The 18870-nt window shown below is 67.4% G+C and carries 17 protein-coding genes; 7 read left to right on the forward strand and 10 right to left on the reverse strand.

Features of this window, described 5'->3' with window-relative positions:
* Positions 1–7: 7 nt before the first annotated feature.
* Positions 8–316, reverse strand: coding sequence for a hypothetical protein (locus FE263_RS05730; protein ID WP_138325026.1), 309 nt, complete (start codon positions 314–316; stop codon positions 8–10).
* A gap of 172 nt (positions 317–488) precedes the next feature.
* Between FE263_RS05730 and ileS the strand changes: the two genes are divergently transcribed.
* Positions 489–3320, forward strand: coding sequence for an isoleucine--tRNA ligase (ileS, locus tag FE263_RS05735; protein WP_138325027.1), 2832 nt, complete (start codon positions 489–491; stop codon positions 3318–3320).
* Positions 3317–3814: a signal peptidase II gene (gene lspA / locus FE263_RS05740; protein WP_138325028.1), complete on the forward strand. Its 498-nt coding sequence runs from the start codon at positions 3317–3319 to the stop codon at positions 3812–3814. Before ileS ends, lspA begins: the two co-directional genes overlap by 4 nt.
* A 101-nt stretch (positions 3815–3915) precedes the next feature.
* Here the strand turns inward: lspA and FE263_RS05745 are convergent, their stop codons facing one another.
* From FE263_RS05745 to FE263_RS05765, 5 genes are all read right to left on the reverse strand, one after another.
* Entirely contained in the window at positions 3916–5553 is a 1638-nt protein-coding gene (locus tag FE263_RS05745; RefSeq protein ID WP_205880281.1) for a carboxylesterase/lipase family protein, read from the reverse strand.
* A gap of 135 nt (positions 5554–5688) precedes the next feature.
* Positions 5689–6030: a cytochrome o ubiquinol oxidase subunit IV gene (locus FE263_RS05750; RefSeq protein WP_138325029.1), complete on the reverse strand. Its 342-nt coding sequence runs from the start codon at positions 6028–6030 to the stop codon at positions 5689–5691.
* Positions 6030–6674 carry a cytochrome c oxidase subunit 3 gene (locus tag FE263_RS05755; protein ID WP_138325030.1) on the reverse strand — a complete coding sequence of 215 codons (645 nt, stop codon included), beginning with the start codon at positions 6672–6674 and terminating at the stop codon, positions 6030–6032. The genes FE263_RS05750 and FE263_RS05755 overlap by 1 nt, the downstream gene beginning before the upstream one ends.
* On the reverse strand, positions 6671–8749 hold the full coding sequence (locus tag FE263_RS05760) for a cbb3-type cytochrome c oxidase subunit I (RefSeq protein ID WP_138325031.1): 2079 nt from the start codon (positions 8747–8749) through the stop codon (positions 6671–6673). Before FE263_RS05760 ends, FE263_RS05755 begins: the two co-directional genes overlap by 4 nt.
* Positions 8746–9792, reverse strand: coding sequence for a ubiquinol oxidase subunit II (locus tag FE263_RS05765; protein ID WP_138325032.1), 1047 nt, complete (start codon positions 9790–9792; stop codon positions 8746–8748). The genes FE263_RS05760 and FE263_RS05765 overlap by 4 nt, the downstream gene beginning before the upstream one ends.
* A gap of 260 nt (positions 9793–10052) precedes the next feature.
* On the opposite strand from FE263_RS05765, the gene FE263_RS05770 reads away from it, so the two are divergent.
* Both FE263_RS05770 and FE263_RS05775 read left to right on the forward strand, forming a co-directional pair.
* Positions 10053–10388 (forward strand): hypothetical protein, encoded by a 336-nt coding sequence (locus tag FE263_RS05770; RefSeq protein ID WP_138325033.1) that lies wholly within the window; start codon positions 10053–10055, stop codon positions 10386–10388.
* 224 nt (positions 10389–10612) lie between these two features.
* On the forward strand, positions 10613–11497 hold the full coding sequence (locus FE263_RS05775; RefSeq protein ID WP_138325034.1) for an aldo/keto reductase family oxidoreductase: 885 nt from the start codon (positions 10613–10615) through the stop codon (positions 11495–11497).
* A 55-nt stretch (positions 11498–11552) separates the two neighbouring features.
* Here FE263_RS05775 and asd read toward each other — a convergent pair whose 3' ends face one another.
* On the reverse strand, positions 11553–12443 hold the full coding sequence (gene asd, locus FE263_RS05780; protein WP_138325035.1) for an archaetidylserine decarboxylase: 891 nt from the start codon (positions 12441–12443) through the stop codon (positions 11553–11555).
* A gap of 23 nt (positions 12444–12466) precedes the next feature.
* Here asd and FE263_RS05785 point away from each other — a divergent pair, with 23 nt between their 5' ends.
* Complete coding sequence (locus FE263_RS05785) at positions 12467–14149, forward strand: aminotransferase class III-fold pyridoxal phosphate-dependent enzyme (protein ID WP_138325036.1); 1683 nt, start codon at positions 12467–12469, stop codon at positions 14147–14149.
* Here FE263_RS05785 and FE263_RS05790 read toward each other — a convergent pair.
* The 3 genes from FE263_RS05790 to FE263_RS05800 all read right to left on the reverse strand — a co-directional run bounded on the left by FE263_RS05790 (position 14146) and on the right by FE263_RS05800 (position 16335).
* On the reverse strand, positions 14146–14769 hold the full coding sequence (locus FE263_RS05790) for a hypothetical protein (RefSeq protein WP_138325037.1): 624 nt from the start codon (positions 14767–14769) through the stop codon (positions 14146–14148). The genes FE263_RS05785 and FE263_RS05790 overlap by 4 nt on opposite strands.
* 17 nt (positions 14770–14786) lie before the next feature.
* Positions 14787–15437, reverse strand: a complete 651-nt coding sequence (locus tag FE263_RS05795) for a class I SAM-dependent methyltransferase (RefSeq protein ID WP_205880282.1) — start codon at positions 15435–15437, stop codon at positions 14787–14789.
* Positions 15438–15693: 256 nt separating this feature from the next.
* Positions 15694–16335, reverse strand: coding sequence for a cytochrome b561 domain-containing protein (locus FE263_RS05800; RefSeq protein WP_138325038.1), 642 nt, complete (start codon positions 16333–16335; stop codon positions 15694–15696).
* A 120-nt stretch (positions 16336–16455) separates the two neighbouring features.
* Here FE263_RS05800 and FE263_RS05805 point away from each other — a divergent pair, with 120 nt between their 5' ends.
* Both FE263_RS05805 and mutL read left to right on the forward strand, forming a co-directional pair.
* The gene (locus FE263_RS05805) at positions 16456–17022 is read left to right on the forward strand and encodes a DUF3035 domain-containing protein (protein WP_138325039.1); all 567 of its coding nucleotides are present in this window, start codon (positions 16456–16458) and stop codon (positions 17020–17022) included.
* Between the two features lie 9 nt (positions 17023–17031).
* Positions 17032–18861 (forward strand): DNA mismatch repair endonuclease MutL, encoded by a 1830-nt coding sequence (gene mutL, locus FE263_RS05810; protein WP_171034016.1) that lies wholly within the window; start codon positions 17032–17034, stop codon positions 18859–18861.
* Positions 18862–18870: the final 9 nt, after the last annotated feature.

Consider the following 18870-nt stretch of genomic DNA (forward strand, 5'->3'; position numbering starts at 1 on the left):
TGCCGTTTCAGGCCTGCTGTCCGGTCCTCGTCAGAAGCTCGGTGCCGATCGCGTCCCACTCCTGCTCCGGTGGCTGCGTCGGCCAGGGCTGCCGGGCGCGCCTGTACCAGTAGCGGGCATTGCCCTCGTCGCCCTCTACGCGGTGCAGGTAGGCATGCACCCAGTCGCACGCGGGGTTGCCCTCGTCCTGCTGGGCAACGCCGTGCGCGCGGTCCCAGTCCTGCCTGCCAGCCCACCACAGCGCCTGCAGTGCCAGGCTGCTGGCTGGCGGTGGCGCGTCCTCCGCCAGGCTGGCCTTGAAGCTCTCGATATCCATCCCCTGGGCTCCTCTGCTTGACCGGTCGATGGCGGGGTGAGCATAAATCCGGCCATGCTCGCACCTTCATCCGACCGGCGAATTCCGTACCCGGACGCGTCCTGAACGCGGCCGGGATGCCTGGACTTCATTTGCCCGAACCCGTCGTGGTTCAATCCTGCGAGTGTGAGCGATGACCGAGACCGACTACCGGGACACCGTCTTCCTGCCCGCGACGGCATTCCCGATGCGCGGCGACCTGCCGAAGCGCGAGCCGGCGCTGCTGGCGCGCTGGGAGGCGATGGGCCTGGACGACCGGCTGCGCGAGGCAGAGGAGGGGCGCCGGCGCTTCACGCTGCATGACGGTCCGCCGTACGCCAACGGCCACCTGCATATCGGCCACGCGCTGAACAAGATCCTCAAGGACGTCATCAACCGCGCGCATCGCATGGCGGGCTACGCGGTGCGCTACGTGCCGGGCTGGGACTGCCACGGGCTGCCGATCGAGTGGCGCATCGAGGAGCAGTACCGAAAGGCCGGCCGCGACAAGGACCAGGTGCCGGTGCTGCAGTTTCGCGCCGAGTGCCGCGCCTACGCGCAGCATTGGCTGGACATCCAGGCGCAGGAGTTCCGCCGGCTCGGCGTGCAGGGCGACTGGGCGCACCGCTACGCGACGATGGATTTTGCGTCCGAGGCGATCATCGCCGGCGAGATCGGCAAGTTCCTGCTGAACGGTTCGCTGTATCGCGGCCTGCGCCCGGTGATGTGGAGCCCGGTCGAGAAGACCGCGCTGGCCGAGGCCGAGATCGAATATCACGACCATACCAGCACCACGATCTGGGTGGCGTTCCCGGTCGTCCACGACACCACGCCGGGGCATCTGCTCGCCGAGGCGCGGGCGGTGATCTGGACCACCACGCCCTGGACCATGCCGGGCAACCGCGCCATCGCCTACGGGCCGGACATCGCCTACGCGGTGATCGAGGTGCGCGAGGGCGGCGAGGCGTGCCTGGTGGGACCGGGCAACCGGCTGCTGGTGGCGGCCGACCTCGCCGCGGTGTTCGCGAGCACCGTCGGCATCGCGTCGTACGACGTGCTGCACACGCTGCCCGGCACCGACCTTGCGGGCGTGCTGTGCGCGCATCCGCTGCGTGGCCGGGGCTACGAGCACGAGGTGCCGATGCTGGCGGGCGACTTCGTCACCACCGACCAGGGCACCGGGCTGGTGCATATGGCACCGGCGCATGGCGAGGAGGACTTCGCCATCACCACCGCGCACGGCATCGCGGTGCCGGAAACGGTACTGGACGATGGCCGCTATGCCGAGCATGTGCCGATGTTCGCCGGTGTCCATGTGTTCAAGGCGTCAGACCCGGTGGCCGAGGCGCTGACGGCGGCGGGTGGCCTGGTGCACCGGGGTACGCTGGTGCATTCGTATCCGCATTCCTGGCGCTCGCGCGCGCCGGTGATCTACCGCGCGACGCCGCAATGGTTCATCCGCATGGATGGCGAAACCGATATCCGCGGGCGTGCGCTTGCCGCCCTGGAGACGGTGGATTTCGTACCGGCGCAGGCCCGCAACCGGCTGACCTCGATGGTGGCCGGGCGCCCGGACTGGTGCATCTCGCGCCAGCGCGCCTGGGGCGTGCCGATCGCGGTGTTCGTCGAGCGTGCCACCGGAGAGGTGCTGCGCGATCCCGAGGTGATGCAGCGCGTGGTCGAGGCCTTCCGGAGCGAGGGCGCGGATGCATGGTACGCATCGCCGCCGCAGCGCTTCCTCGGTAACGATCGCGATCCCGCCGACTACGAGCAGGTCTTCGACATCGTCGATGTCTGGTTCGAAAGCGGATCGACACATAACTTCGTGCTCGGCAGCGATGATCTGCCGTTCCCGGCCGACCTGTATCTGGAAGGCTCGGACCAGCATCGCGGCTGGTTCCAGTCGAGCCTGCTGGAAGCAGTCGGCGCGCGCGGCGCGGCGCCATATCGCGCGCTGGTCACCAACGGCTTCGTGCTCGACGAGCAGGGCCGCAAGATGAGCAAGTCGCTCGGCAACGTCACAGCTCCGCAGGACGTGAACGACACCCTCGGCGCCGACATCCTGCGGCTATGGGTGATGAACTCCGACACCAACGAGGACCTTCGCATCGGAAAGGAGATCCTCAAGCAGCAGGGCGAGCTGTATCGCCGGCTGCGCAACACGCTGCGCTGGCTGCTCGGGGCGCTCGACGGGTTCCACGACGGCGAGCGGGTCGAGTTCGCCGAACTGCCGGAGCTGGAGCGCTGGGTGCTGCACCGGCTTGCCGAGTGCGGCAGCCAGGTGGCGAGGGCGGTGCAGACCCACGACTGGGTGGGTGTCTATCCCGCCCTGCACGGTTTCTGCGCCAGCGATCTGTCGGCGTTCTATTTCGACATCCGAAAGGATGCGCTGTATTGCGATGCGCCTGCCTCCGTGCGCCGCCGTGCCGCGCGTACCGTGCTCGATCATCTGCATCGTTGCCTGACCTCCTGGCTTGCGCCGGTGCTGGTGTTCACCGCCGAGGAAGCCTGGATCGCGCGCTTCGGCGAAGGCTCCAGCGTGCATCTGCAGGATTTTCCTGAAATCCCGGCGCATTGGCACGATGCGGAGCTGGCCGATCGCTGGGCCAGCCTGCGTGCGGTGCGGCGGCTGGTCACCACCGAGATCGAGACGGCGCGACGCAACGGCAGCATCGGGTCGTCGCTGCAGGCGGCGATCGAGCTTCCGTTCTCCGAGCGCGAAGCGGCCACGTTCGCCGGCATCGACTGGGAGGAACTCGCCATCGTCTCGAAAGCCGGCATCGAGGTGCAGCCGGACGCGGCCTCGATCTATCTCGACCCGCAGCCGGGCGAGGGCGCGCCAACCCATCGCGCGCCGAAGGTGACGCTGGCGCCGGGCAGCAAGTGCGCGCGCTGCTGGAAAGTGCTCGAGGAAGTCGGCTCGCACGAGGCGCATCCGGCGCTGTGCCTGCGCTGCGTCGCCGTCGTGGAGGGTATGGCCGCATGATGCGGCTCGGGCTGCTGTGCGGCGGTGTCGTGCTGGTGGCCGACCAGGCCAGCAAGTACTGGATCCTGAACGGGCTGGACCTGCCTGCGCTCGGCTCCATCGCACTGCTGCCGGTGCTGAACTTCACCATGGTGTGGAACCACGGCGTCACCTTCGGCATGTTCAACGGCCTCGGCCGTACCGGGCCGCTGCTGCTGACGCTGGTGGCGGTGGTGGTGGTCGCATTACTGCTGGCCTGGATGCGCCGTGCCCGCACCCGCCTGGTCGCCGGCGCCCTGGGCGCGATCGCGGGCGGCGCCATCGGCAACGTCATCGACCGGCTGCGCTTCGGCGCGGTGGTCGACTTCATCCACGCGCACGTGTTCGGCTGGTCCTGGTACGTGTTCAATGTCGCCGACGCGGCCATCGTCTGCGGCGTCGGCGTGCTGCTGCTGGACAGCCTGCTTGATCGCCGAGCCGCGGCCACCGACGCGCCGGTTCCGGACCGGCGCTAGAGCAGCGGATAAAGCTGCTCTATGAAACGACAAGCTGAGCCTGATCGATAGGATCAGGCTCTAGCGCGCGGGCCGGCAGGTGCTGCGGTCGATGGCCGGTTTCAATCGGGCCACGCGCCGACCGGCTGTCCGGCAAGGCGATCCCAGAAGGCGCAGCGATGCTCGGCGCGAAATTGCGCGTTGGTCAGCGTGACCGAATGTCCGGCCTCGCCGAACGACTGCACCGACTGGCCGGGGACATAGGCGGGCCATGCAGCGAGCCCCGGCGCATTCGGATCGGCCTTGCTCACGAAGGCTCCCCAGCGCCTGACCATCTCGTCGGATGTGGCGCGCTCGGCCGGTGTGAAGGCGGCGTAGGTTCGGCCACTGTCATGCTGCGGATAAAGGTAGGTGAGCTCGGCGGCATGGCCGGCGCCCCAGGCATAGCCGGGTATGGCGTACCAGCCCGGACCGTTGCGAACCGCGAACTCATAGGCGTGCGTCGGCACCGTCTGCGACAGTGTCGTCGTCAAGGCCGCGTTGCCGCAGCCACCGATGCCGCGCTCGATGTTGTCCGCGCCCAGCGCGCCGCTGTCGGTGCGTGCGGCGGCGAGCTGGTATGCGACGGCTGCCGGATCCTTGTCGTGCACAGGGTAGGGATAGACATGCAGCACGAGCGGCGTGTTGCGACCGAAGGCCACGTGCATGGCCCGTTCGTATTGCGCCCGTGACCAGCCGACCAGCTTCTGGCTGAACGAGCGCCCCTCGTCGCGCGTCGAGCCGATCATCACCGGCACGTGGCTGAACTGCCCCGACTGCACGGCCTCGCGTGGGTCACCGGGCAGAAAGGGGGTGCCACGGGTCGGCACGTACAGCTTGTCCTGTGCGTCGAGGATGTCTGCCACCGGCTTGCCGCGCAGGCATTCGGCGAGCTTCGACGGATCGGTGCAGCCCAGCCTGGTGGCAAATGACGAGCCCGCCGCCTCGGCAGTCTGCAGGCTTTTGCTGACGCATGAGCCGCTTTCGATGATCGCCCTGCCGAACAGCCCGGCCGAGCCGGGGGCGACCATCTGGCTGCAGACCGACCAGCCTCCGGCCGACTCGCCACCGATGGTGACATCGTCCGGATCGCCGCCGAATGCCGCGATGTTGGCTCTTACCCAGCGCAGCGCCGCCTGCTGGTCGAGCAGGCCGTAATCCCCGGTCTCGCCACGTGGTCCGGCGAGGGCGGGGAGGGCGAGGAAGCCGAGGGCGCCGAGCCGGTAGTTGAACGACACGCCGACGATGCCGTTGGCACGCACGATGGCGTCCTGCGCATCCCGTACGCCGCTACCGGTCACGAATCCGCCGCCGTGGATATAGACATAGACCGGCAGGCGGGCACCGGCATTGGCGCCGATCGGCCGCTGCACGTTGATGGACAGGCAGTCCTCGTCCAGGGCCGGACCGTTCGGAGCGTCCAGGCTCTTCGGCTGCGTGCAATAGGCGCCGGACCGTGCCGCCGGTCGCGTGCCGGTCCAGGCGGCGGCAGGCTGCGGCGGCGCCCAGCGAAGTGCACCGACCGGTGGCGCGGCGTACGGAATGTCGAGGAAGTTCTCGACGCCGTTGACGACCGCGCCCTGCACGGCTCCCCTGTCGGTCGCGACAACCAGGGCGGTCGGCGATCCGCCCCGCGGTCCGGACGCACAGCCCGAAAGTCCGACAGCAAGCAGGATTGGGAGAAGAACCCAGAGCCGGCTGTCTTCTGCAACCTTGCGCACGCGCAACCTCCTGACGGGGGCCGCTTGCTGGACCCGTCACGATCCTGCAACCAGAACCGTGACGGGGCCAGGGGCAATGCCGCAGGAGCGTGAACAAGCGGTCACATACGGGTGATGGAAACCCGTGTCCCGCCTCTAGTGCATCATCACCCGCTCGTAGAGCGTGCGGAACATCCACGCCGTCAGGCCGATCGACAGGATCAGCAACGGCACGTTCAGCATCAGCGTCAGGGTGTTCCATCGCTGCGTCTCGGAGAAGTCGAGATGGAACAGGAACACCAGCTTGGCGACCGTGGTCAGGAAGGCGAGCACCGAGATGGTCGCCAGCAGGTTGAATGCCGACATCGCGTGGGTCTGCACCAGCAGCAGCGAGATCCCGAGCAGCGCGACCGTCGAGACGAAGCCGATGATGTAGCTGCGCGCATTGGAGTAGGCGATTTCCGGATGGTCGGCCGGCCGCGAATTATCCACCGACATCAGATCGATCCCCGCAGATAGACGAAGGTATAGACGAAGGTCCAGATCAGGCCTTGATACAGCCAGTAGACTTTCAGGTTGGCGAGCCTGTAGGTGACCAGCTGCGTAAAGCCCTGTCTCGCGATCTGCACCAGCATGACCACCATCCAGAGCAGTCCGATCGCAAGATGGACGCCGTGCACCACCACGATCGCCCAGAAGATCGACAGGAAGCCGCTGCGCTGCGGCGGTCCCCCCGCCAGCGCCACATCGTGGAGCTCGTGATACTCCATTCCGATGAAGCCGAGTCCGATGGCGAGCGAGAGCGCGAGCCAGGCCATCGCTGGCCGAGTGCGTTCCTTCTTCAGGTTCACCATGACCATGCCGTAGGCGAGCACGCTGGTGAACAGCACGATGGTCTCGGCATAGCCATAGATCGGCGAGGCAACGTCGCGTGGCGTCGGCCCGCCGGCGAAGCTCATCGGGAAGGTCAGCACTTCGTAGGCGGTGAACAGGGCGGCGAAGATGAGCGAGTCGCTGAGCATGTAGAGCCAGAAGCCGAACAGCCGCGTGCTCATCAGGTCATGTTCGTGGTCGGCCTCGTCCCATAGCCGGGTCTGCGGGCCCGGAACCGGATCGTGCAGACCCCAGTCATAGCTGCTCATTCCGCCGCTCCTGTCCTGAAGGCCGGGACCGCGCCGGGGACCATCCCTGCGCTCGAGCGACGCGGCGCGCGCATCGCCTGGTCTTCCATGCGGCGGATATCGTCGGCCCGGATGATGGTGTGGCCGCCGCTGGTGAAAGAACGGAGAATTACGATCACGAAGATCGCGACCAGCGAGGCTATCGCCAGCCACCAGATGCGCCAGACCATGGCGAAGCCGAACGCCGCGGTACAGGCGCCGATCAGCATCGGCACCGGGGTGTTCACCGGCAGTTCGATGTCCGCATAACGCTCGGGCATGATGTGCTCGAGGTGATGCTCGCGGCGCCAGGCCCATTCGTCGCGGGCATTCACGTGAGGAATGACGGCGAAATTGTACACCGGCACCGGGGAGTGGGTGATCCATTCCAGGCTGCGCGCGGTGCCCCAGGGGTCACGGGTGGCCCGGTTGAGGTTGCGGTCGCGTATGCTGACGGTGATCTGCCAGACAAAGGCGACGAGAGCCGCGATGTCGACGAAGATGCCGATCTCCTCGATCACCAGCAGCGGCCACCAGCCGGCGTAGGGGACATAGGCCAGGCGACGCGGCATGCCGGTGAGGCCGAGCAGGAACATCGCGGTGAACACAAAGAACGAACCGCCGACCAAGAGCCAGAACACCCACTGGCCGCTGCGCTCGTGCAACGTGAAGCCGAACATCTTGGGGAACCAGAAGGTGGCGCCGCCAACTGCGGCAAATACCGTCACCATCACCACGCAATGGAAGTGCGCGATCACGAACACGCTGTTGTGGGTCATGTAGTTGATCGAGGGAACGGCCAGCATCATGCCGGTCCAGCCGCCGATGATCTGCATGAAGATGGCGGAGACCGCCCACAGCATCGGGGTGGGAAAGGTGAGGCGGCCGCGAACCATGGTCAGCGCCCAGTCGAATACCTTTACGCCGGTCGGGATCGCAACCAGCATGGTTGCAATGCTGTAGAAGGTGTTCACGATCGGCCCGGCACCCATGGTGAAGAAATGGTGCAGCCAGACCGTCCAGGAGATGCAGCCGATGCTCAGCGTCGCGGCGACCATCACCGGATAGCCGAACAGCTTCTTCTGCGAGAAGGTCGGGATGATCTCGGACATCATCCCCCAGGACGGCAGGATGATGAAGTACACCTCCGGATGACCCCAGATCCAGAACAGGTCGGTGTACAGCATGAAGTTGCCGCCGACGCCGGTGGTATAGAAATGCGTGCCGAAGTAGCGGTCCAGGCTGAGCAGGCCGATGGCGACGCCGAGCACCGGGAAGGCGGTGAGACCGATCACGTTGGTGGTGAGAGACGTCCAGGTGAACAGCGACAGCCGCATCCAGGTCATGCCCGGGGCACGCATCTTGACGATGGTGGCGATGATGTTCACCGCACCGATGGTGGTTCCTATGCTGCCTATCTGCAGTGCCCAGGTCCAGTAGTCGACGCCGACGTCGGGGCTGTAGGGTAGCTCGGTCAGGGGAGCCAGGCCGACCCAGCCGGCATGGCTGAAATCGCCTATGAAGAGCGAGATCATCACCAGCCCGGCGCCCACCGCAGTCATCCAGAAGGCGAGCGCGTTGAGATAGGGGAACGCCATGTCGCGGGCGCCGATCTGCAGCGGCACCAGGTAGTTCATGAAGCCGGCCAGGATCGGGGTCGCGGCGAAGATCAGCATGATCGTACCGTGCGAGCCGTAGATCTGGTCGTAGTGGTAGGGCGGCAGATAACCGTGCTCGGCACCGAGATAGCCGTGCGACAGAGGCCCGGCGGCCATCACCTGCTGGGTGCGCATCATGATGGCGTCGACGAAGCCGCGGAACAGCATCACCGTGCCGACAAGGCCGTACATGATGCCGATGCGCTTGTGGTCGATGGTGGTCAGCCAGTCGCGATACAGCGTGCCCCACCAGCGGTAGTACGTCAGCGCACCGACGATGGCCAATCCGACGATGGCGGCGAATATGAAGGCGGTGCCGACGACAAGGTTGTCGTACGGCACCTGCTGGATGGTAAGGCGGCCGAACAGCCAGTCCCAGTGGCCCTGCACGTCAGTCATCGGCTCTGGTCCTGCTTGATGGCGGCCGGGTCGGCGTGCGTCGGCTGCCGGCCGCCATTGATGTCGTGGGAGACTTTCTCTGTCATGTCGCTCGGTGTCTCATAGATGCGACCCATCATCACGTTGTCCATGACGCGGTCGAACATTCCGGGCTGCACGCCGGAGAATCGCCGGGTGATGTTGTCGGTGTTGATCGTCGGGGCCGCGAATTTCAGGAACGAGGCATCGTCGAGATGCTCTTCTGCGGTCTGCATGCCCTCGGACCAGCGCGCGAACGTCTCGTCCGACACGACATGGGTCTCGAAGCGCATCCAGGAAAATCCCGGTCCGTTATAGTCCGAGGCGAAGCCCTGGTAGGTGCCCATCCTGTCGGCGATGAATCCCTGGTAGGTGCGCATGCCGGGCATCACGTCGATCTGGCCGACCAGCTGCGGGATGAACATGTCGGTGGCCACGGTGGCCGAGGTCAGGCGAAACCGGATCGGCGTATGCACCGGCACCACCAGTTCGTTGGCGAGTGCCACATGTCGATCCGGATAGATGAACAGCCACTGCCAGTCGGTGGTGATGACGTCGATCTCGACCGGTTTTCGTCTCGAGTCCGGATTGGCGGGGTCGGTCATCGCAGCCGGGCCGGACGGATCGGTCTGGAACGAGCTGTGGGTCGCATAGACGCCGAGCCCGATGACGACCATCAGGGGCACGCCCCAGAAGGTTGCCTCAAGTGGCACCGAGTGCGACCAGCCCGGCACGTAGTTGCCGCGGCCGATCCGGCTGTAGCGCCAGATCGCCCACATCACCAGCAGGGTGGCCGGCCCGATCACCAGGAAGGTCGCCCCGGTATCGACGATCCAGCTTTTTATGCTCGCCTCGGCGACCGGGCCGGCGGGATGGATCAGCCAGAAGCCGGCGGTCGAGCAGCCGCCGCAAAGTATGGCCGACGCAAGGCCCAGTCCCCGCGCCAGGATGGGCAACAGGCCGGGACCGGCGCGACGCCGGCGGGAGGGCGGGGCCGGGCTCCGTTCGTCCAGGTTTTGTCTCATGACAGGGCTCTACCGGCTGGGTGGCGCGAAGCTTCATCACAGTTTGGTGGGCGCCGCGCCGGTTGGGTGATGGGAAGGTGGCCGTGCGTAGGGGTAGCTCGGATCGAAGGGCAGATGGAGCGCGGGACGGGTTGGATTGAGAACCGGCCGCACACGCCAATGCGATGGCGGAGCAGCCGGTCGGCCGAAACTTCGCGTGCCGGCAGCGGCTTTACCCACCGCGCCGCGATATCCGCCGCGCCTCTCCCACGAGGTTCCAGATGCCGCAGTTCGACGCGACCATTAAGCACATCAAGGAGGGCGTAAAAAGCTTCTCCATCGCCGCCGCCACGAAGAACATCGAGGGCTGGGAAGAGACCCTCGGCAAGCTCGACACACCGGGCGTGAAAACCATCATCCGAGATCTCGAGAGCCTGAAGAAGCACTTGCACGCCGACCCGATCGATGGAGCCGCCGTCCACAAGCTGATCGCCAAGCTGGGCCACGAAACCGTCACGTTCGCCGGCAAGGCAGAAGGCAAGAACGCCGAGAAGGCGAAGCACCTCGGCGAGGCTCTGCAGGCGGCTGCCGAACAGTCCGGTTCCGCCAAGGCCTGATGCGGGGCGCTGCGCGTCACCCTGGTTGGCGGGCGACGTAGCTGACAAAGGCGCGCAGCGCATCCGGCTATCATAACGATGGATAGCGCGGCGAAATCCCCCCAGCGGGTCCCCGTGGGTGCGGCTCGCAGCGGTCTATGCCGTCAAGCCTGCACAGGGAGATCCGGATTGTCGTAATCTTCGGGGACGGCCACCCTGCCAGCGATCACGACGGACCTCTGCGAATGCCAGGCAATCTTGCAGCCTCTACCCACTCTCTCGGCGGCCGGTCGGTTCGCCGTCTAGGCTATGGGGCCATGCAACTGGCCGGTCCCGGCGTGTTCGGACCGCCGCGCGACCCGGCGGCCGCTCGTGCCGTGCTGCGTGCGGCGATCGAGGCGGGGGTCGACCATATCGACACCAGCGACTTCTACGGGCCGCACATCACCAACCGGTTGATCGCGGAGACACTGGCGCCGTATCCGGACAATCTCGTCATCGTCACCAAGATCGGCGCCCGCCGCGATGCCGAGGGGCATTGGCTGCCTGACTTCGCCCCGGAGGCGCTGACCCGCGCCGTGCAGGATAATCTGCGCCATCTGCGGCTCGAAATCCTCGATGTCGTCAACCTGCGCCTGATGTTCGGCGTTCACGGTCCCGCCGAGGGTTCGCTGGAGGCGCCCCTCACGGCCCTCGCCGAGCTGCAGCGACAGGGTCTTGTACATCATATCGGGCTGTCCAACGTCACCCCGACGCAGATCGCCGAGGGGCGACGGATCTGCGACATCGTCTGCGTGCAGAACCAGTATAACCTGGTGCAACGCCTGGACGACGTGATGGTCGATGAACTCGCGGCCGACGGCATCGCCTATGTGCCCTTCTTCCCGCTCGGCGGCTTCACGCCGCTGCAGTCGAATATCCTGTTCGCGGTTGCCGCGCGACTCGATGCGACGCCGATGCAGGTGGCGCTTGCCTGGCTGCTGCACCGGGCGCCCAACATCCTGCTGATCCCGGGAACGTCCTCGCTCGCGCACCTGCATGAAAATATCGCCGCCGGTGCACTGGTCCTGCCGGACGACGCGTTGCGGGACCTGGACGGCATCGCGGGGCCGGGAGCTGCCACGACATAAAAGCTTCGCTGTTCATGGCGCTGTGCGCGAGGTAACCCCGGGTTGATGAGACAGTCTATCGGCTGCCTGGATACGGGTGGGACAAACGCAGCAGCTTCTGGCCCATCCTGATCCTGTCGCCCGGCTGCAGCGTCTCGATGACGGCCAGTCCAGGGCGCCCGAGCACGATGATCGTCGAACCGTGCTCGAACCAGCCAAGTTCGTCGCCTTTCTGGAAGGCGAGGTCGCACTTCACCACATCGCGCAGCGGCCGGCGCCCTTCCCGCAGCGTCATGAAGCCGAGCCGTATGCCGGATACCAGGATGGCGGCAACGGCCACCAGCGTTACCGCCCGACCGTCCGGCAGCACCGTTTCGACGACCACCCGCTCGTTGCGGCAGAACAGCCGTCGCACGCGGCGCAGGGTCGGTGGATTGACGTTCCAGCGGTCGCCGAAAATGTGCCGCACCCGGATCACCCGGCAATCGTACGGCGCGTGGAACCGGTGGTACATCGCAGACGTCAGCCGCAACGTCACGAAAGTGCCGCCCTCGAGCGCTTCGGCATCGCGTCCGTCGCCCAGCAGCTCGGCCAGCGCGTAATCCATCCCCTTTACCTGCAGCGCCCGGCCACCCTCGATGCGCCCGAAGGTGCCGACGATGGCGTCGCACGGGCTGGTCAGCACGTCCGGGTCCCGATCGAGCGGCCGCGTGCCGGGGCGCAGGCGGCGGGTGAAGCACTCGTGCATGCTGCGGAACCGCGTGGTTTCGGCGTCGAAGAGATCGAGTGCCGAGAATCGCCGCCACAACCACAACGCAACCGTACGAACCAGCGGGTTCTCGCTGCGGCTGATGTGCCCGATCCAGATGCTGGCCAGGCGACGCGGGATATGGTTGGTGAGCCGGTAGTTCAGCTCATCGCCCGCCGTGGCGGCGATGCGGTCCCGGAACGGCTTCGTTCTGATCATTGCGTGCATCGGGGGGCCTGAAGATGCGGACGAGCTTGATGGCGCTGGCGCCGGTGGTGGCGGGCGGTGCAGCGCTTGGCGACCTGTTCGTTCGCGGCCGGGCGCGACTGCAACTCTCGCGCGCCAAGCACCCGTCGCTCTCCGGCCATGCGCGCTGGTCGCGACGCATCGCCGGCCTGATCCCGTTCTACGAATACGGTGACGGGGAGTTCTTTCGAAGCGATGACGCGCCGGAGGCGGTCGTGCAACAGCGTCGCGACGGCTTCGCTCGGCTGTCGCAGCTGTACCGCGACCGTTACCCGCGCACCGTGGCGATGACGCGCCGGAGCAGCGAAATCATCTCGGATCTGCAATTCACCGCCTCCTATCGTGTGCCGTTCCAGTTCAGCAGGCGGGTGCGCGACGAGCTCGCCACCGGATCGTTCCTGCAATCGGCGCAAGGCACCACCGTTACCGACCTCGACGGCAACGTGTTCTACGACCTGACCGGCTCGTATGGCGTGAACCTCTTCGGTCACGATTTCTACAAGCAGTGCATGCAGGCCGGTATCGAGCGCACCCGCGACCTCGGCGTATCGCTCGGTGCCTATCATCCGGTGGTGGCGGAAAACGTCACCCGGCTGCGCACCATCTCGGGCCTCGACGAGGTGTCGTTCCACATGTCCGGCACCGAGGCGGTCATGCAGGCGGTCCGGCTGGCCCGCTACCACACGCGACGTCCGAAGCTGGTGCGGTTCTGCGGCGCCTATCACGGATGGTGGGGCGAGGTGCAGCCCGGCGTCGGCAATCCGACCCCGGCCGACCGGACCCTGACATTGGCCGAGATGTCGCAGCGCACGCTGGCGGTGCTGCGTCGTCGGCGAGATATCGCCTGCGTGCTGGTCAATCCGCTGCAGGCGCTGCGTCCGAACGGCTCGGCGCCGTCGGACTCCACGCTGGTCGCCGGCGGCCGCCAGGCCGCTTTCGATCGCGAGGCCTATGCCGCCTGGCTGCGGGAGTTGCGATCCGTATGCGACGCACGTGGCATCGTGCTTATCTTCGACGAGGTGTTCGTCGGTTTCCGCCTCGCCCCGCACGGCGCGCGGGAGTATTTCGGTGTGCAGCCCGACATGATCACCTACGGCAAGACGCTGGGCGGTGGCCTGCCGGTCGGCGTGCTGTGCGGCGGCCATCGGCTGATGCGCCGGTTCCGCGACGATCGGCCGGCGGACATCTGCTTCGCGCGTGGCACCTTCAACGCGCATCCGCAGGTGATGGGCGCCATGCACGAGTTCCTGCGCCGTATCGAGGAGCCGGATATCCGGGCGCTGTATGAAGGTCTCGATCAACTTTGGGACAATCGCGCGGCCAGTCTCAATGCACGCCTCGCCAGCACCGGCCTGCCGGTGCGGGTGGCGAACATGTCCTCGATCTGGACCGTGCTTTACACGTCGCCGTCGCGCTACCACTGGATGCTGCAATACTACCTGCGGGCGCAGGGCCTGGCGCTGAGCTGGGTCGGCACCGGCCGGCTGATCTTCAGCCTCGACTATACGGATGGGGATTTCGGGGCGGTGGCCGACTGTTTCGTGGCCGCCTGCGTCGCGATGCGGCAGGATGGCTGGTGGTGGGTTCCCGCCGGCGCCGGCAGCAAGGCAATGCAGCGCCGGGTGCTGAGCGAATTGCTGTCGGCCAGGCTCGGCCGGCGGGGACGCAATAGCGACTAGCGAAGCTCGATGGCGTGCTCGGCGAACTCGTCGTCGTGCTGCGCGCCGGAGCGACGCAGCAGCGCCAGCGGTGCGCCGCGATAGAGCCAGATATCGTTGAACGGATCAGTGATGATCTTGGTGGCCCAGACCAGGCCGGTCTGCACGTCACGGATCACGAACAGCTGCACAGTGCGGAACAGCAGGCCGCCGACACCGATCGCCAGCCACAGCGAGCCGACGTGGCGTGCGAAGCCGAGCAGGCTGGTTGGCGCCCGGCACAGGCCGAACGCAGTCGGCTCGATCACCAGCAGCAGCGGCGACAGCGCCCAGATCGTCATCAGGACGATCTTGCGGCGCAGGTTGTATCCTACTTTGATGGCTTCCTTGTGGTCGTGCGACGCATCGTTGACGGTGTCGTAGGTCTTCGGCTCGAACACCAGGTGGCCGATCTGGCGGCTGGTCATGGATACCGTCCACCCCAGCAGCGCCGCCATCGCCGCATCCCTGAACATCAGGATGTAGGCGCAGACGAAGCTCATCGCGCTGAGCAGGTGTAGCGACTGGTTGACCATGCTGTGGTGGTAGTAGCGGTGATCATCCCAACGCTGGATGCGCAGATGCTCGAAGAAGCCGGTCATCAAGGATCCTTTACGTCTCAGTCGGGCAGCCGGGCGATGCGCACCAGGTAGAAGTGGCCGAGCGGGGGCAGGGCGCGTTTCTCGATCAGCTGCACGGAAGGCGTGGCGTCGATCCAGCGCTGGTAGCGATCCCAGGCGAATTCCGTGCGCCAGCCGAGCCGGCTGGTCACCGGCATCAGCACGCCCTCGATCCTGCCGCGCAGCCCGTCCCCGGCGCCGATGCGCGTGGTCAGGATGATCTCGCCGCCGGGCCGCACCACCCGGACGAACTCGTCGAGTGCGCGCTCCGGATTAGGGATCGCGGTGACTACGTACTGCGCCACCACCACATCGAAACTGCGGTCGGCGAATTCGAGCCGCTCGGCGTCGCCGTTCCGGATCGCCTCGACATGCGACAGCTTCTGCCGGCGCACCTTGTCGCGCGCACGGTCCAGCATCGGCTCGGAGATATCGATGCCGACGACCCGGCTGCCGCGGCTATAGCCCGGCAAGGAGAGTCCGGTGCCGACGCCGACTTCCAGGATCCGGCCGCCGATCCGCTCCGCCGCCTGTACGGCGGCCTGGCGTCCGCGCCGGAAGACCGGACCGAACACCGCATCATACACCGGTGCCCAGCGGCCATAGGCCTGTGCGACGCTTCGCGTATCCATCTCGATCAGGGCTGCCAATTGATGTCTCGATCTCTCTGAACCAGGCGGTATGACCGGGGCGTGGCGCAGGCATGGCACTGCCTACGGGATTGCACGCATGAACATCTCGGCAGTGTCGCGGAACAACGAATGGTCATTGTCCTGTCACTCAACTATCGGGACGCGTCGCCAAGCGTGATCGCCACCACCGGGACTGCAATAGACCGTTCCGGCCGGCCGTGTGTTGCATTTGCGTGAAGACACGACTTGCGGATCGTGAAATCGTTCCGGAAAGTCACGCTTCCGGACGATTGCCCGGGTGTCGCGGGTCCGGCCCCCATAACGCCTGGTAGGTGTTTACCCCGCGCGCGGTGCGGATCAGCCAGAACGCGACGCCGGCCTGCAGCAACGCAAGCGCGACCGTTGCCTCGACCAGCGGCCGCGGCCAGCCATAGAGCTGCAGGCCGAGCAGCACGGTGAACAGGGCGAGCAGGATGCTGCCCCAGCCGACGGTCTTGTGCCACGCCTCGAAGATGCGGCGCCGCGGTGTCATGTCGTAATGGTCACCGCGCCAGGTCGCCGGCTGCGCCGGATCGGCGTGGGAGCCGGTGGGGCCACCCTTGTCGCCGCGAAACCAGGTGCTGACGATCTGCAGCGTCGCCAGCGTCAGCACCAGCAGCCCGGCCTGCACATGCAGCAATCCGGTGGCAAGCCCTCCCGTCGCCCGCCACGCCACCGCAAGGCCGAGCAGGGCGATGCCCACGCCGCTCCACTGCAGCAGTCGGTGCAGCCACCACCAGGTGAGGTTCTCGACCACCCGCGGCCAGTCCTGTCGCGGCGTCACCTTGCGCGTGCGTGCAATCAGCGCGCCGAGCGGCAGCAGCACCAGCCAGGCGATCAGCATCAGGGTGCCGTGGAGCAGGAAGGGGTCACGCATGCAGTGTATCCAGGCGAGCCCGGCCGGCCGGACGCCGGGGGTGTTGCCATCCGTATGCCCCGGGGCCGCGAAGCCTGCCCACGCTTGCCGGAAAATTGCTTTTGGCGCTAGAGAGACGCGATGTCGCCCACACCTTACCGCACTCGCCCGTCCCGGCCGGCTTCGCTGGCTTTCGTGGCCCTGGTGGCGACCGGATTCGCCCTGGTTGGTTGCTCCGGCCAGGAGGTCGAGCGCGATTTCGGGCTCGTGCGCGACGCGCCGGACGAATACACCGTGACCACGCGGGCGCCGCTCTCGATGCCGCCGGATGCGCGCATCGCACCGCCGACTCCGGGTGCCGACCGGCCGCAGGAGCAGAGCACGCGCACCCAGGCGCTCGAGACGCTGGCTCCGGACGTGGCGCTGCAGGGTGCCAATGGCGGCCCGTCTCCCGGGCAGGCAGCACTGGTGCAGGATGCCGGCGCCGCGGCGGCGGCGCCTCCGGGGACCGGTCGCGGGGAGCTCGATCATCCCGGCGCCAGCTTCGTCAACGAGCTGATGTTCTGGCGCGGCGGCGGCAAGCCCGGCACCCTGGTCGATACCGAGGCGGAGAAGCGCCGGCTGCAGCAGAACGCAGCTCTCGGCCGCTCGCCGACCGACGGTGCGACGCCGACCGTGAAAGACAACAGCAAGCCCGGCCTGTTCTAGACGCCTGCCATCGAGGCATCGCCGATCGACCCGGTCCCGACAAGCCGCGAGGGCCCGCCGCTGATCCGGCGGCTGGATGAGCGGCTGGTCAACCGGATCGCCGCCGGCGAGGTCATCGAACGGCCGGCGGCGGTGGTCAAGGAACTGGTCGAGAACGCGATCGATGCCGGGGCGCGGCGGATCGTGGTCAATCTCGACGCCGGCGGCATCGACCGCATCAGCGTCACCGACGACGGCTCCGGCATGGCGCCCGGGCAGCTTGGGCTTGCGGTCGAACGTCACTGCACCTCGAAGCTCACCGACGACACCCTGGTGCGCATCGCCACCCTGGGCTTCCGGGGTGAGGCGTTGCCCTCGATCGGTGCCGCGGCCCGGCTTTGCCTGACCTCCCGTGCCCACGGCGCCGAGGCGGCCTGGCAGATCCGCGTGGACGGCGGCGTGGTTGGCGACATACGGCCGGCCGCGGGTCCGGCCGGCACCCGCGTACTGGTGGAAGAGCTGTTCTTCGCGACGCCGGCGCGTCGCAAGTTCCTCAAGTCGGCCCGGATCGAGGCGGGGCACGCCGAGACGGTGGTGCGCCGGCTGGCGCTGGCGACTCCGCACGTGGCCTTCCGGCTGGAGAGCGACGGCCGGATGGTGCTGGACCTGCCGGAGCAGGATCGGCTGGCTCGGGTGTCGGCGTTGCTTGCGGATGCGGCGGGCGGCGGGCTGCACGGGTTGCTGACGGTGGCCGGCGAGCGCGACGGACTGGCGCTGACCGGCTACGCGTGCGGACCGGCGGTGCATCGTGCCACCGCGGCGGCGCAATACCTGGTGGTGAACGGTCGCCCGGTGGCCGATCCGGTGCTGCGCCTGGCGGTGCGTGTGGCGTACCGGCACGTCATCACCCATGGACGGCATCCGGTGCTGGCGCTTTTCCTCGACATCCCGCCCGAGCGGATCGACGTCAACGTGCATCCGGCCAAGACCGAGCTGCGGTTTGCCGACGCCGACCAGGTGCGCGCACTGGTGATCGGCAGCCTCGGTCGTGCGCTGTCCGGTGGCGCGGGGAATGGAGGGACCGGCTTGCCGGCGCTTCAGTCCCGCCCGCGCGGCCCCGGGATGATCTGGGCGCCCCCCGAGCGGCCGGTGCCTGGCTTCGCCGAGGCGACCCTCGCCTTCGACGCGCAACCCCGGGCTCGCAGATTCGGTCCGCCGGCCCTGGCCGACACTGCAGGGCACCCGGAGGAGCGGCCCGCCTATCCGCTTGGAGCGGCGGTGGCGCAGGTGCTCGACACCTATGTGATCGCGGTCGCCGGCGACGGCAGCCTGGTACTGGTCGACCAGCATGCCGCGCATGAGCGGCTGACCCAGGAGGCGCTGCAGGCGCAGCATCTCGGTGGCGTCGTTGCGGCGCAGCGCCTGCTGCTGCCCGAGGTGGTGGATCTGCCGCGCGACGCGGTCGAGGCGCTGCTCGCCGAGGCCGATGCGCTGGCCTCCCTCGGGATCGAGATCGAGCGGTTCGGCGAGGGCTGCGTGCTGGTGCGAACCCTGCCCGCGCTGCTCGGCAGCCCGGACCCGGCGGCGCTGCTGCGCGACCTCGCCGACGAGCTGGCGGAGGCGGGCGGGGTAGCGCACCCCGGCGAGAGCGCCTCGCTCGGGCGCCGGCTGGACGGGGTGATTGCCCGCATGGCCTGCCACGGCAGCATACGCGCCGGCCGTCGCCTCAGCCGCGACGAGATGGATGCCCTGCTGCGCCGCATGGAGACCACGCCGCGCGCCAACACCTGCTCGCACGGCCGCCCGACCTGGCTGAAGCTGAGCCGGCAGGAGATCGAGCGGCTGTTCGGAAGATCCTGAGAGGCATCC

The organism is Lichenicoccus roseus, from assembly GCF_005844085.1.
Classification (GTDB): Bacteria; Pseudomonadota; Alphaproteobacteria; order Acetobacterales; family Acetobacteraceae; genus Lichenicoccus; species Lichenicoccus roseus.